Raw genomic sequence first — 13,125 nt, 5'->3', positions numbered from 1 at the left:
AGTAGCTCTGACCCATTCGATTTTAAGGAGTAACAACATGATTCCGGTGATCTTGTCAGGTGGTAGTGGCTCACGTCTTTGGCCGCTTTCGCGCAAACAGTTCCCTAAGCAATTCCTCGCCCTGACCGGCGAACAAACATTGTTCCAGCAAACCCTGGAACGCCTGGTGTTCGAAGGCATGGACACCCCCATCGTGGTCTGCAACAAGGAACACCGTTTCATCGTCAACGAGCAGCTGGCCGCCCGTAAACTGGACGTGCAGCGCATCCTGATGGAACCGTTCGGCCGCAACACCGCGCCAGCCGTGGCCTTGACCGCACTGATGCTGGTCAACGAAGGTCGCGACGAGTTGATGCTGGTACTGCCAGCCGACCACGTGCTGGAAGATCAGAAAGCCCTGCAACGCGCGCTGGCCCTGGCCACGGTTGCTGCAGAAAACGGCGAAATGGTGCTGTTCGGCGTACCGGCCACCAAACCGGAAACCGGCTATGGCTACATCAAGTCGACCAATGATTCGCTGCTGCCGGAAGGCGTCAGCCGCGTCTCGCACTTCGTCGAAAAACCGGACGTGAAACGCGCCACCGAGTTCGTCGAGTCCGGCGGTTATTTCTGGAACAGCGGCATGTTCCTGTTCCGCGCCAGCCGTTTCCTCGAAGAGCTGAAAAAACACGATCCGGACATCTACGACACCTGCGTGCTGACCCTGGAACGCAGCGAGCAGGATGCCGACACGGTCGACATCGACGCCGCCACCTTCGCTTGCTGCCCGGACAATTCCATCGACTACTCGGTGATGGAAAAAACCCAACGCGCCTGCGTCGTACCGCTGACCGCCGGCTGGAGCGATGTCGGTTGCTGGGCGTCGCTGTGGGAAGTGAACGAAAAAGACGCCAACGGTAACGTCACCAAAGGCGATGTGGTCATTCAGGACAGCAAAAACTGCATGATCCACGGCAACGGCAAACTGGTGTCGGTGATCGGCCTGGAAAACATCGTGGTCGTCGAAACCAAGGACGCCATGATGATCGCCCACAAGGACAAGGTCCAAGGCGTGAAACAGATGGTCAACACCCTCAACGAACTAGGCCGCAGCGAAACCCAGAACCACTGCGAAGTCTATCGTCCGTGGGGCTCCTACGACTCGGTGGACATGGGCGGCCGCTTCCAGGTCAAGCGCATCTCGGTCAAACCGGGCGCGTGCCTGTCGCTGCAGATGCACCACCACCGCGCCGAACACTGGATCGTGGTCAGCGGCACTGCTGAAGTGACCTGCGACGAAAACGTGTTCCTGCTCACTGAAAACCAGTCGACCTACATCCCGATCGCCTCGGTCCACCGCTTGCGCAATCCGGGCAAGATCTCGTTGGAAATCATCGAAGTGCAATCGGGCAGCTACCTGGGCGAAGACGATATCGAGCGGTTTGAAGATATCTACGGTCGCTCTACCCCGATCGAACGCGGCGTGTCGGTGAAAACCATCGCGCGGTGATTGATCTGTAACACAAGAAGCCCCCGCCCGACCCGCTGCGTTTCCCTATCCGCAGCGGGTTGGGTGGGGGCTTTTTTACATCTGCGTAATCGTCGTTAAAAAGGCTTCCATTGATTGCTCCTCGCCTCCCTGTAAGCGACGATGTTGGCGCTCGGAATCGGGGTAATAAAAGTCAATTCCACTGTCGTGGCCGGAATCACCGCCACGAATGTGGACTGATCAAGCGTGTCATCACTCATCAAAAGTCTGGTGTCCAATCGTCCTTTTGGAGTGAATTTGAAGGGCTTCCCGAGCCCCAGCGTCTGATCATTGATATCTCGCTCTATCAAACCCGGGACTTCCATCCGGTACAGGAAGTTTCTTGTGTCACTGTATCCTCCTGAGTCTTCATCCATGCCGGTGGATACGTAAGCTGGATTGGGGCTGCTAACGTGTTCCCGGGCCAGGGTGTTAATCCCTTTGGTCACAGCGGTCTGCTTGAACTCCTGCTTGATTTCGGGTCCTCTGTTATCTCTGGGGAAAAAACCACCCGCTTTACGGATTGTGTCGGGGGAACGATTGTCCCCCCTCATGGCTATAACGCCGCCCGATGGAGCACGCATCAATTGATGTGTGCCCACAGTCACAACATCGGCAGCATAGGAAGGAAGTGCTTCTTTTGGCTTATCCGCCGTTGGTAACAATATAGGAGGCGGTCTTTTAGGCGCGGGCACTGCGGCTTTCGAGGACTGACCCGTTTGCACCGGGCTCGGCCGAGGTGCAATAGCCGGCCGAACTGAGGCTGGCGCAAGTGAAGCCGGCCGTGGAGGGACTGGCGGGCGTACAGGCACTACGGGCTGATTTTTATTGGGAGTAGGTGCGAGACCGTCTATATCAGCCAACCCTACCGGATTGTTTCGAACCATCCGGTATAGATTGAGACCATCCACATCCCCGGCAGGATCGGGATTCAACCAACGCTGCAACCACGGTATGTAGTATCTGAATCCGTAGTAATAAAGCCCCGTTGCATCCCGCTCCTTCCCCGAATACCGAACGGTTTTGTAATCCCCATCGGTATCGTTCGGGCCCGCAGACCAGGCGGTTGCACCAAAGGGGTAATAGGTTTCTCGACTGATGATTCGCGCGTCATCGGCGAGTTCCAGCGTGCAGGAGTTCAAGTGATCGACGAGGTTGTAGCGGTACTGATCGTTGGTCACACCGGACGGTGGATCAGTTTCCCAATGCAACACCCGAACACTATTGAGCCCGGCCTGCGCGCTGATGACCTGCCGCACCTCCCCGGTACCGCTGTCGGTGCGCAATTCAAGTCCCGGCAAGTAACGCACTTCGGCCACCACGGTTCGGGCATTGGTCTGCAACGAGCGAATTTTGCACACGCGCTGACCACCACCATCGTAAAGATAGGACTCCCGATTATTGAGCCCTGAGGCACGCTCCACCGGACTGACTGACTGCAACTGGTTACGCAGGTCCCAGGTCAGCAACCGTCCCTGATCCAGCTCCCGCAAATTGCCCCTGGCATCAAACGCAGCGGCAATTGCTTCCTCTGTGGGCGGCACGCCGTTGCGATAGGGCAAACAGCGATTGCTATTACGCGCCGCCTTCAGTTCACGCCCCGGCCCCTGCGCGCCGACGTGCGTCAGTTTCAGCAAATTGCCGGCCTCGTCATAGTCGTAGGTCTGGTGATAGTTGCTGACCGCCGCCGGATCGGTTCGCCCCTCCGAGGCCGGTCCCTGGTTAGGACCGCCCGCTTCCCAACCAAAGGCCTCGATCACTTGGTAAAGACTGTCGTAGATAAAGCGACTGACCGGATCGATACGCTGGTTGGCGAAGTAACGCACCGGCAGTGCCTTGTCCTCGATGCTCAGGACATTGCCCGTCCGGTCATAGTCGTAGATCAAATGCTGCAACAACCGAGCACTCGCATCCTGTGCCCGACGCTCTATCAGCGAACCGTCTTCAGCGCGGTAAAGGAGGGTTGTTTCTACACCGTTGCCGGCGGTTTCGTGTGTAACTTGCCCCTCGGCGTTGTACTGGATATCGCTGACCAGCGTTTGCCAGGTGCTCAGTCCCTGAAGTTGCAGTCGCGTCTCGCGCAAGCGACCGTCAAGGGTCAGGTTGAAGGCCTGGCGGTTGTCCTTGGCATCGATCTGTTCCAGCACATTATTCTGCGGACCGAAATGCCACATCGAGGCGGCCCCCTCCCCCGGCTCAAGCAGCCGCTGGCGATCGGCTTCCAACACCGGCCAGTCAGGTGCAACAGGGTCCAGGGTGAAGTGACGGACTTGCTTCACACATTTGCCGGTGATTGAGAATGACTCGAACAGCACCGTCCCTGCGGGGTCGTCATGACGGATCAACTGCCCGCATTGATTCTGGGCACCATGTTCGGGACCACCATAGGCCATGCGCTCAGCAGACCTTCGCGGTTCATTCGCGCCCTGCTCGAACACCAACACCGGACGAAGCAAGTCGTCGTACTCAACCTCGCGTCCGGTGCCTCGGCCGTCCCATCCCAGCAAAACCTCATCGCCCAGCCCCGGCAGGTTGAGCTGCCAACCGGCATCGACGCTGTCAGTGAACAGCGCGTTACCCGACAGCGAAAACACCGTCGTGAGGTTGGCGCGCCTCAGCGGCTCTTCCTTTGGCAGCGCCCAAAGCCGTGGATCCCACTGTTCAATCGCACGTCCTGCGGCATCGTAAAAGGTGCGATTGATGCGTGCCTGAGTGAGGTCACCTTCGACCTCACGCCAATAATCAACCGAACGGATCGGCAGACCCCGCGGGTCGACAACGGACAATCCGGGTGTTTTGTGGTGCATTCCCATCGTCGAGGCCTGCATGCCGGTCGCGTCCCTGTTTACCAGCGGTCATCTAACCGTTCGTGGGCATGTCAGGCTACTGTCAGAAATTACAGTGCCGACCAACGGTAAAGGACCTTGATCGACGAATGTCCATTCCTTCGGCCCTTCGGTAGGATGGTGGTCATGAGCTCAAGGAGCGTTCAAACATGTTCATCGGCGTCCTGCTGGTCATCACCTGGCTGATTTTGTTGCTGCGCTACCCGGCCAAAGCACTCCCCGTCTCTGTGGCAGCCGCCATCGGGTTGGGCCTGGTGGCAACGTGGGTGATCTGGATGGACAACCGCGAGGTCAAGCAACTGGCGCGCCTGGAGTTGCGCATCACTTACGCGCCAGAACAGTGCCCGGCCGACCGCCCACTGCAACTGAAGATGAACAACGGCAACGACGTGCCGCTGACCGAACTGCGCTGGCGCATCGCAGCCTATGCGCCGGGCGACACGGTCAATCTGGCCGACAATCAATACGCCGCACCGCGCTATCGCGGCCCCGGCGAACTGCAGGCCGGCGCGAACTGGGAAGACTGTTTGCCCCTGCCGCCGCTGCGCCCTGGCTATCGCCCGCAAACGCTGGAGTTTCGCGCCGAGCGTTTGCAAGGTAGTTTCTCCGATTGATCTTCCCTTCCTCTTTTTGCACAAGGACCGCGCCATGCCTGTTGCGTTGATTACCGGTTGCTCCAGCGGCATTGGCCGCGCCCTCGCCGAGGTGTTCAAAAGTGCCGGATACGAAGTCTGGGCCAGCGCCCGCAAGACAGAAGACGTGGCGGCGCTGGCCGCTGCCGGTTTCACCGCCGTGCAACTGGACGTCAACGATGGCGCCGCACTCGAACACTTGAACGAGCGCATCAACCAGCAACATGGCGGCCTCGATGTGCTGATCAACAATGCCGGTTATGGCGCCATGGGGCCGTTGCTCGACGGCGGTGTACCGGCCATGCAGCGGCAATTCGAAACCAACGTGTTCGCCATCGTCGGCGTCACCCGCGCCCTGTTCCCGGTGCTGCGTCGCGCCAAGGGTCTGGTGGTGAACATCGGCAGCGTGTCCGGGGTTTTGGTCACGCCGTTTGCCGGCGCCTATTGCGCCTCGAAAGCGGCGGTACATGCCTTGACCGATGCGTTGCGTATGGAACTGGCGCCGTTCGGTGTGCGCGTCATGGAAGTCCAGCCGGGCGCCATCGCCTCCAGTTTTGCCAAGAATGCCGGCCATGAGGCGGAGCAGTTGATTACCGAACAATCGCCTTGGTGGCCGCTGCGTGAAGGCATTCGCGCACGGGCCAAGGCCTCCCAGGACAACCCGACCCCGGCCAGTGAATTTGCCGCCGGTTTGCTCAAGGCCGTGCAGCAGAGCAAACCACCGCGCCTGATTCGTCTGGGCAATGGCAGTCGGGCGTTACCGTTGCTGGCGGGGTTGTTGCCTAAAGGGCTGCTGGAGGCGGGGTTGATGAAGCGGTTCGGGCTGAAGGGGCAACTTCCATGACCGACTACACCGAATACTTTGATGAAGTGATCCAGGCCCACGTCGCCATCGAGCAATGGTTGGCCGAGGATCAAGACGAGCCGGCGCTTGAACGGTTGCTGACGCGTTTTTCACCGCAGTTTTCCATGGTCTCGCCGTTGGGCCGGGCGCTGGATTTCGATGCGTTGAGTGAGTTGTTTTTGATGGCGGGCGGGAAGAAGCTCGGGTTCAGAATTGAGCTCAGCGAGTTGCGCGGCATCGCTTTGTACGACGGTGGTGCAGTGGTGAGTTATCGCGAGCAGCAGACCGATGCGACGGGGCTGCACTCTGATCGGCGGTCGGCGGTGGTGTTTGAGAAGCGGGCGGATGGCAAAGTGGTTTGGCGGCATTTGCATGAGACGTTTTGCAAGGAGTGAGACCGAGTCGTACCCTTCGCGAGCAAGCCCGCTCCCACACTTGATCTACGTCGTACACATTCTTCGTGTTCGCTGAAGATCCAATGTGGGAGCGGCGGTGCGGCGATCCGACTTGCTCGCGAAGGCCGCGACTCGGTCTTACGGTCAGTTAACAACCACAGTGCACGTAATCCCCGCCGCCAACAGCACACCCTCCGGCACTTCATCAATGTGAATCCGCACCGGCACCCGCTGCGCCAAACGCACCCAGTTAAAGGTCGGGTTCACATCCGCAATCAGCTCGCGACTCTGCGGGTTATCACGGTCGTAGATGCCGCGAGAAATGCTTTCCACATGCCCCTTCAACACTTCCCCGCTCATCAACTGCATGTCGGCTTTATCGCCGACCCGCACGTGGGGCAATTTGGTTTCTTCGAAGAAGCCGTAGACCCAGAACGAGTTCATGTCGACCACGGCCATTTTCGCTTCGCCGATGCGCGCGTAGTCGCCGCGGTGCACATTGAGGTTGGTCACATAACCGTCCACCGCTGCACGGACCTCGGTGCGTTTGAGGTTCAGTTCGGCGGCTTCGAGCTGTGCCTGAGCATGCTGGTAATCGGCCAGGGCCGAGTCGGCGATGTTGCTGGCGTCGTCGCGGTTTTCCCTGGAGATCACCAGGTTGTCCATGTCAGCGCGGCGGTGGGCGTTGACCTTGCGCATCTCCCACGTCGACTTGCGTGAGGCCACCAGCGCCTGCGCCTGTTTGACCGCGATGCGGTAGTGCTCGGGGTCAATCTGCATCAACAGATCACCCTTCTTTACCAGTTGGTTGTCGCGCACCGGCACGTCCAGCACTTCCCCGGTGACGTCGGCGGCGACGTTGATGATGTCGGCGCGCACCCGGCCGTCGCGGGTCCACGGGGTGTCCATGTAATGCACCCACAGGGTCCGGCCGATCCACATCGCAAGAGCCAGCACCAGCAGAGTGGCGAGCAGGCTGAAAAGCTTTTTCATCAGGGCCTTCTTCAGTGATAGAGAGTCAGTGATAGAGAGTCAACGGTAAACAGTCAGCGCCAGGGCGCCGAACAGACAGGTAAACAGACTCAGGCGCAGCAGCGCCGGGTGCCAGAAGAAGCGGTACAGATCGAACCCGGACAGGAACCGATCGAGTGCCCAGGCCAGCGCCGCCGCGATGAAAAACATCAGGGTCATGGTCGGCATGTACACGCCGTGGAAGGCGATTTCACGAGGCATGTTCAAGTCCTTGGGGCTTGGCGGTGGCGTTGGCGTTGGCCTTTATGTAGCCGGCGAGCGGCGATTGCGGGTCCAGTAACGAAGTGCGGATAAAGTGCAGGTAGCTCTTCACCCGGCGCAGGGCCGAGGTGTCGAAGTGCGGCGCGAAAGGTTCGTCGGTGGCTTGCACGCGGCTGATCGCGTGATCGACGGCGATCAGGCCGCGTTCGAGATTGCTCTGGCTCGGTTGCAGGAACAACCGCACCAGCGAACGGCCCATCACGCGGATCGCCTGGCGCCACGGCTGCGATTCGGCATACGCCGGATGCACCGGCAGGATCGCCTGCTCCTTGCGCAACTCGATGATCGCGTGGCCGACTTCCAGCACCACGAACATCCAGCGCAACAAGTCCCGCTGCACCTGCGGTTGCCCTGCCGCGAGACCGTAGGCCTGGTGCAGCAAGTCCCGCGTGCTGCTTTCGAAACTCGACGCCAAACCCTTGAGTTTGCCGCTGATGGCGTACACCACTTGCCCGCGCAAATCCTGTTCCAGCCGACGCCACAACCAGCGGCTGTTGGGCGGCAGAATGGTCGCCCCGGCCGCCGCGCATACCAGCATGCCGAGCACCATGGCGATGTAGTCGTTGATAAAGGCGTAAGGGTTGTAAACGGTGAGGTTGTCCGGCACCGAACCGGTGCTGAAGAAGATCAGCAAGCCGAGGCCTATGCCCGCATATTGCGGTCGTGAAGTCAGGAACGAACCGAGTACGATCACCGGTGCGAGCATCACGCAGAGCAACGGAAAACCGTCGATCCAGGGGAAAATGAAAAACATCTCGACGAAGCCGATCAGAGCCCCGAGGAGCGTCCCGCAGGCCATCTGAAAGGCCATGCGTTTTGGATTCGGTGTCGCCGCCGAGAGGCCCACGGTAGCGGCGGCAATCAGGGTCATCGTCGCACCGCTCGGCCATGCCGTTGCGACCCAATAGCTGCCCAGAACCACCAGAATGAACGCCGCGCGAATCCCCGAGGCGGCCGACGCCATCCAGTTGGTTTGCGGGGTGAACGGCTCATCCCATTGCTCGCGCGCATGGCTGTGATCGGCCAGCGACGCGTGGGTCTGTGCATAACTGTGCAAGTCGTCGACGAAGCGATAGAGCAGCTCGTACGCGGTATGAAAATCCAGCTGCTCGGCGTCGCTCGGATCGCCCTCCTGGAAGATCGCCCGCAGGCTGCGAACCCGCGCCGGCAGACCTTCTTTATAGGCGGTCAGTGCGATGACCAGACGCCCCGCATCGGCATTGGTCAGCGCACGGCCGCTGAAGCCGTCGAGCAGTTCGGCCAGGTCCTGCAAACCCGGCTTGATAGCCGCAACCACGTGATCGGTGCCGCTGCTGCGCAAGCGTTCGAGCAACTGGTGCAAGGCGTTGAAACGGGTGGTGATGCCCATGAACTCGCTATTCAAGCGGCTGAGCCGACCATTGCGCCGACGCATGTGCGGGTCTTCGAACACGGTGACGCTGCGCAACCCTTCCAGCCCCACGGCCTCAGCGATGAAGCGCACGTTGCTCGCCTCGAAAGCCTCCCGTTTGCTGCGACCGCGCAAGCCATCGGTGACGAATAGCGCGAACACGCCGAAGCGCTGATACAAGGCGTTGCGCATGGCGGCGCTGGCGGATTGCGGCAGGATTGCGGCGCTGACCAGCGTGGAGCAAATAATCCCCAGGGAGATTTCCAGCACCCGCCAGACTGCCGCCATGAACGCGCCGTCCGGGTGAGCCAATGCGGGTAAACCGACCATCGCGGCGGTGTACCCGGCGAGCACGAAACCATAGGCGCGAAAGTTGCGATAGCGCGCCGCGCCCGCCGAACAGATGCCCACCCAGATCGCCAGCGAACCGAGGAACAGCTCGGTGTTCTGCGCAAACAAAGCGATCAACGCGACCATCACCGCCGAGCCGGCCAATGTCCCAAGGAAGCGATAGAAACTCTTGGCCAGCACGTGGCCGCTTTGCGGTTGCATGACGATGAACACGGTGATCATCGCCGTGCGCGGCTGCGGCAACTCCAGGCGCATGGCCAGCCACAGGGTCAGGAACGCGGCGAACAGCACCTTGAAAATGTAGACCCAGGTCACGCCATCGCTGCGCGCCCAATCGAAGAAACCCCGGCGCCATTCAAGGGAATACAGCCAGCGCAAAGGTGCGGGCAAGGGAGTCATGGAGTCCTGCTCATTGATATTCAGTCAGGCTGGGAACCTGTGGGAGCGAGCTTGCTCGCGATTGCGGTCTGACATTCAACATTGATGTCGACTGGCACTCAGTCATCGCAAGCAAGCTCGCTCCCACAGGGTCCGTGCTCACTTCGAGATGCTCTTAAGAAGAGTCGGGGTTTTCGGTACGGCGATCTGGCTGTCTTTCGGCACGTCGCTACCCGCGCCCAATCCGCCGCCGAGCGCCGTCACCAGTTCGGCATGAGCACTCAGTCGCGCGGCCTGCACTTGCTGCTGAACTTGTTGCTGTTTGAACAACAAAGTCTGGGCGTTAAGCACGTTGAGGTAGTCGGTGAGCCCGCGCTGGTAGGCGATCATCGCAATGTCGTAGGTCTTCTGCGCAGCGGCCACCGACTCGGCGGCGAAGGTTTGCTGCTTGTCCATGGATTCGCGGCGGATCAACTGGTCGGAGATGTTTTTCAACGCGTTGACCAGCGTCTGGTTGTACTTGGCCACGGCGATGTCGTAACCGGCCGAGGCTTCACCCAGCTCCGAGCGCAAACGGCCGCCGTCGAAGATCGGCAACGAGATGGCCGGGCCGACACTGTAGTTGAGCTTCTTGCCGGTCAGGAACTCCAACGCTCCACCGCCCGTGGCCATGTAACCGAGGCTGCCGACCAGATCGACGTTGGGGTAGAACCCGGCATGGGCGACGTCAATGCCCCGCGCCTGGGCCGCTACTTGCCAGCGACTGGCGACCACGTCCGGGCGTTGGCCAAGCAGTTGCGCGGGCAAGGTCGATGGCAACTTCAGCGCCGCGCCCAACGACAACGTCGGCCGTTGCAACTGCGCGCCCTCCCCCGGACCTTTGCCCGCAAGTGCCGCGAGCTGGTTGCGGCTAAGGGCGATTTCTTCGTCCAGTGCATCGATCTGGCGGTGGGTTTCCGGCAGCGGCGTTTCAGCCTGACTGACTTCAAAATGGGTGCCGATGCCACCGTTCAGGCGCTTCTGCGCGAGATCGAGAATTTGCTGCTGCTGTTTCAGGGTCGCGGCGACGATGTCCCGTTGCGCGTAATGCAACGACAGCTCGATGTAGGCGCGCACGATGTTGTTCTGCAATTCGAGCTGGGCCAGACGCGCTTCGGCGGCCGTCATGTGGGCCATGTCCACGGCGCGCTCGGTGGCGTTGCTTTCGCGCCCCCAAAGGTCGAGGGTGTAGCTGAAGCCCAGCGCGGCGTTGTTGTCCCAGGTGGTGGTGTTGGCCAACTCGCCCGGCCCGTAGAACTGATCGGTGGGCCAGTTGTGGCGTTTGAGAGTGGATTCGCCATTGATCTGCAGCGACTCAGCGGACTCGGCGATCCCGGCCATGGATTTGGCCTGACGCACTCGCGCCGCCGCCATGGCCATGGTCGGGCTACCTTGCAGGGCGAGGTCGATCCAGCGGTTCAATTGCGGGTCGCCATAGGCCTGCCACCATTGGGCGGTGGGCCAGTGAGCGTCCTGTGCAGCGTTCTGGATGGCTTCGTCGGTGGCCAATGAATTGGCCTCGAATGCCTTGCCCTGTGGGGCAATACCTCCGGTACCGATGCAGCCGCTGATTGCCAGGGTTAAAGCCAAAACACTGAGCGTCTGAAGCGCTCTGTTGATGCGACGCGGCACTGCTGCAAATTCCTGAGTTGAGATAGATCCCCCGTAGGAGCTGTCGAGTGAAACGAGGCTGCGATCTTTTGATCTTCGCTTTTAAAGGCAACATCAAAAGATCGCAGCCTCGTTTCACTCGACAGCTCCTACAGAGGTGGGCGCAATTCTAGGGGTCGGCTTTGTTGGCGATAAGCTGGGAATCCTGTGAATCTTTGTTACCGTTAACGCGATAATCCGTCAGTCCATCTTTAGTCGCCTGTAGAAAGTCAGCAACTTCGTGTCACAATTTGCCATTCGCCTAGAGAGCACCCCATGGACACTTTGCAAAACATGCGCGCCTTCAGTTACGTGGCCGAGGCCGGCAGCTTCACCGCCGCCGCCGTGCAACTCGATACCACGACGGCCAACGTTTCGCGCGCGGTCTCCAACCTGGAAGCCCACCTGCAAACCCGCCTGCTCAACCGCACCACCCGACGCATCGCCCTGACCGAGGCCGGCAAGCGCTATCTATTGCGCTGCGAGCAGATCCTGGCCTACGTCGAAGAAGCCGAAGCCGAAGCCAGCGACGCCCATGCCCGTCCGGCCGGGCAGCTCAAGGTGCACACCATGACCGGCATCGGCCAGCACTTCGTGATCGACGCCATCGCCCGCTACCGCAAGACCCACCCCGACGTCACCTTCGACCTGACCATGGCCAACCGCGTGCCGGACTTGCTCGACGAGGGCTACGACGTGTCCATCGTGCTCGCCAGCGAGCTGCCGGACTCGGGCTTCGTCTCCCAGCGTTTGGGCATCACCTACAGCATCGTTTGCGCCTCGCCCGCGTATGTGAAAGCCAACGGCTGCGCGCAGAAGCCCAGCGATTTGCTGAACCACGCGTGCCTGCGTTTGGTAAGCCCGGTGATTCCGCTGGAGAAATGGACCTTTGACGGCCCGGAAGGCCAGGAGATGGTGACGATTAATAGCTCGCCGTTTCTGGTGAACTCCGCTGATGCGATGAAGACTGCGATCACCAGCGGCATGGGGGTTGGGGTTTTGCCGGTGTATGCAGCGATTGAAGGGTTGCGCAACGGTACGCTGGTGCGGGTGATGCCGAACTACCGGTCGCAGGAATTGAATCTGTATGCGATCTACCCGTCGCGGCAGTATCTGGATGCGAAGATCAAGACGTGGGTCGAGTATTTGCGCGGGTCGTTGCCGGAGATATTGGCGGCGCATCAGGCGGAATTGGTGGCGTATGAATTGAGCGGGAGTATGGGTGGGGTTCGGGTGGCGAACTGATTTTGTCCGCGTACAGCTGCCACCTCCACTTCCCGTCGATTGCCGACATCAAAGCCACCCCGCGCACGCCCAACACTGTTCACAGTGGACTCAGAGGCCACGACCGAAACCCTCGTGGTTTTTCTGGTCGAGACGCTAGCCTCGGTCGATGTGATGGTCCATCACCTGGTGGACCATCTTGACGGTGGGTCGCGCAATACCCTGCTGGGCATTTCAAACATCATCATGCTGGCGGAGATCACGGCGAACCGAGTGCTGGGTAACATCGACACACCAAAACCTTCGCCGCACAGCTAATCCCTTGTGGGAGCGGGCTTGCTCGCGAAAGCGGTGCTTCAGTCGATATTAATGCTGAATGACACACCGCATTCGCGAGCAAGCCCGCTCCCACAATTGAATTTGGTACATCAGCAATATATTGGTCGGCTGTCAGGCCGCCTCGCAGGCAAGCCAGCTCCCACATCTATGGTTCAGATACGCCTTTCGCTCCTCACCACTCAACAGGACGAGCGTTAGCTCGCCTGCAGCTCTTGATCTTGATCCACCCGCCCTATA

At 60.1% G+C, this 13,125-nt stretch carries 10 protein-coding genes and 1 pseudogene; 6 read left to right on the top strand and 5 right to left on the bottom strand.

Annotated features, from left to right (window positions below; translation table 11 throughout):
* Positions 1 to 37: 37 nt before the first annotated feature.
* Complete coding sequence (locus E3W21_RS00665) at positions 38 to 1,489, top strand: mannose-1-phosphate guanylyltransferase/mannose-6-phosphate isomerase (RefSeq protein WP_129438309.1); 1,452 nt, start codon at positions 38 to 40, stop codon at positions 1,487 to 1,489.
* A 95-nt stretch (positions 1,490 to 1,584) separates the two neighbouring features.
* On the opposite strand, the gene E3W21_RS00660 is transcribed toward E3W21_RS00665, so the two are convergent.
* On the bottom strand, positions 1,585 to 4,320 hold the full coding sequence (locus E3W21_RS00660) for an RHS repeat-associated core domain-containing protein (RefSeq protein WP_256661479.1): 2,736 nt from the start codon (positions 4,318 to 4,320) through the stop codon (positions 1,585 to 1,587).
* Between the two features lie 182 nt (positions 4,321 to 4,502).
* Between E3W21_RS00660 and E3W21_RS00655 the strand changes: the two genes are divergently transcribed.
* From E3W21_RS00655 to E3W21_RS00645, 3 genes are read left to right on the top strand one after another with little or no spacing between them, the layout of a single operon-like run.
* Complete coding sequence (locus tag E3W21_RS00655) at positions 4,503 to 4,967, top strand: multidrug transporter (RefSeq protein WP_134417207.1); 465 nt, start codon at positions 4,503 to 4,505, stop codon at positions 4,965 to 4,967.
* A 34-nt stretch (positions 4,968 to 5,001) separates the two neighbouring features.
* A complete protein-coding gene (locus tag E3W21_RS00650; RefSeq protein ID WP_134417205.1) occupies positions 5,002 to 5,829 on the top strand; it encodes an SDR family oxidoreductase in 828 nt (275 codons plus the stop codon).
* On the top strand, positions 5,826 to 6,224 hold the full coding sequence (locus E3W21_RS00645) for a DUF4440 domain-containing protein (RefSeq protein ID WP_134417203.1): 399 nt from the start codon (positions 5,826 to 5,828) through the stop codon (positions 6,222 to 6,224). Before E3W21_RS00650 ends, E3W21_RS00645 begins: the two co-directional genes overlap by 4 nt.
* A 144-nt stretch (positions 6,225 to 6,368) precedes the next feature.
* Here E3W21_RS00645 and E3W21_RS00640 read toward each other — a convergent pair whose 3' ends face one another.
* From E3W21_RS00640 to E3W21_RS00625, 4 genes are all read right to left on the bottom strand, one after another.
* On the bottom strand, positions 6,369 to 7,217 hold the full coding sequence (locus E3W21_RS00640) for an HlyD family secretion protein (RefSeq protein WP_134417201.1): 849 nt from the start codon (positions 7,215 to 7,217) through the stop codon (positions 6,369 to 6,371).
* A gap of 39 nt (positions 7,218 to 7,256) precedes the next feature.
* Positions 7,257 to 7,457 carry a DUF1656 domain-containing protein gene (locus E3W21_RS00635; protein WP_007896379.1) on the bottom strand — a complete coding sequence of 67 codons (201 nt, stop codon included), beginning with the start codon at positions 7,455 to 7,457 and terminating at the stop codon, positions 7,257 to 7,259.
* The gene (locus E3W21_RS00630; protein WP_134417199.1) at positions 7,447 to 9,657 is read right to left on the bottom strand and encodes an FUSC family protein; all 2,211 of its coding nucleotides are present in this window, start codon (positions 9,655 to 9,657) and stop codon (positions 7,447 to 7,449) included. The genes E3W21_RS00635 and E3W21_RS00630 overlap by 11 nt, the downstream gene beginning before the upstream one ends.
* A 138-nt stretch (positions 9,658 to 9,795) precedes the next feature.
* Positions 9,796 to 11,307 (bottom strand): efflux transporter outer membrane subunit, encoded by a 1,512-nt coding sequence (locus tag E3W21_RS00625; RefSeq protein ID WP_134417197.1) that lies wholly within the window; start codon positions 11,305 to 11,307, stop codon positions 9,796 to 9,798.
* A gap of 294 nt (positions 11,308 to 11,601) precedes the next feature.
* On the opposite strand from E3W21_RS00625, the gene E3W21_RS00620 reads away from it, so the two are divergent.
* Positions 11,602 to 12,570, top strand: a complete 969-nt coding sequence (locus E3W21_RS00620) for a LysR family transcriptional regulator (RefSeq protein WP_008150590.1) — start codon at positions 11,602 to 11,604, stop codon at positions 12,568 to 12,570.
* Positions 12,571 to 12,596: 26 nt separating this feature from the next.
* A pseudogene (locus E3W21_RS00615) lies at positions 12,597 to 12,867 on the top strand (DUF6124 family protein); the annotation flags it as partial.
* Positions 12,868 to 13,125 lie beyond the last annotated feature (258 nt).

Source organism: Pseudomonas sp. F01002, from assembly GCF_004402115.1.
GTDB classification, from domain to species: Bacteria; Pseudomonadota; Gammaproteobacteria; order Pseudomonadales; family Pseudomonadaceae; genus Aquipseudomonas; species Aquipseudomonas frigoris.
This window is presented reverse-complemented; position numbering and strand designations above follow the sequence as displayed.

What these genes read in the sequence shown, in the direction of transcription:
- E3W21_RS00665 (WP_129438309.1), top strand. Translation starts at nt 38, where the DNA reads ATGATTCCGGTGATCTTGTCAGGTGGTAGTGGCTCACGTCTTTGGCCG.
- E3W21_RS00660 (WP_256661479.1), bottom strand. Translation starts at nt 4,320, where the DNA reads ATGGGAATGCACCACAAAACACCCGGATTGTCCGTTGTCGACCCGCGG.
- E3W21_RS00655 (WP_134417207.1), top strand. Translation starts at nt 4,503, where the DNA reads ATGTTCATCGGCGTCCTGCTGGTCATCACCTGGCTGATTTTGTTGCTG.
- E3W21_RS00650 (WP_134417205.1), top strand. Translation starts at nt 5,002, where the DNA reads ATGCCTGTTGCGTTGATTACCGGTTGCTCCAGCGGCATTGGCCGCGCC.
- E3W21_RS00645 (WP_134417203.1), top strand. Translation starts at nt 5,826, where the DNA reads ATGACCGACTACACCGAATACTTTGATGAAGTGATCCAGGCCCACGTC.
- E3W21_RS00640 (WP_134417201.1), bottom strand. Translation starts at nt 7,217, where the DNA reads ATGAAAAAGCTTTTCAGCCTGCTCGCCACTCTGCTGGTGCTGGCTCTT.
- E3W21_RS00635 (WP_007896379.1), bottom strand. Translation starts at nt 7,457, where the DNA reads ATGCCTCGTGAAATCGCCTTCCACGGCGTGTACATGCCGACCATGACC.
- E3W21_RS00630 (WP_134417199.1), bottom strand. Translation starts at nt 9,657, where the DNA reads ATGACTCCCTTGCCCGCACCTTTGCGCTGGCTGTATTCCCTTGAATGG.
- E3W21_RS00620 (WP_008150590.1), top strand. Translation starts at nt 11,602, where the DNA reads ATGGACACTTTGCAAAACATGCGCGCCTTCAGTTACGTGGCCGAGGCC.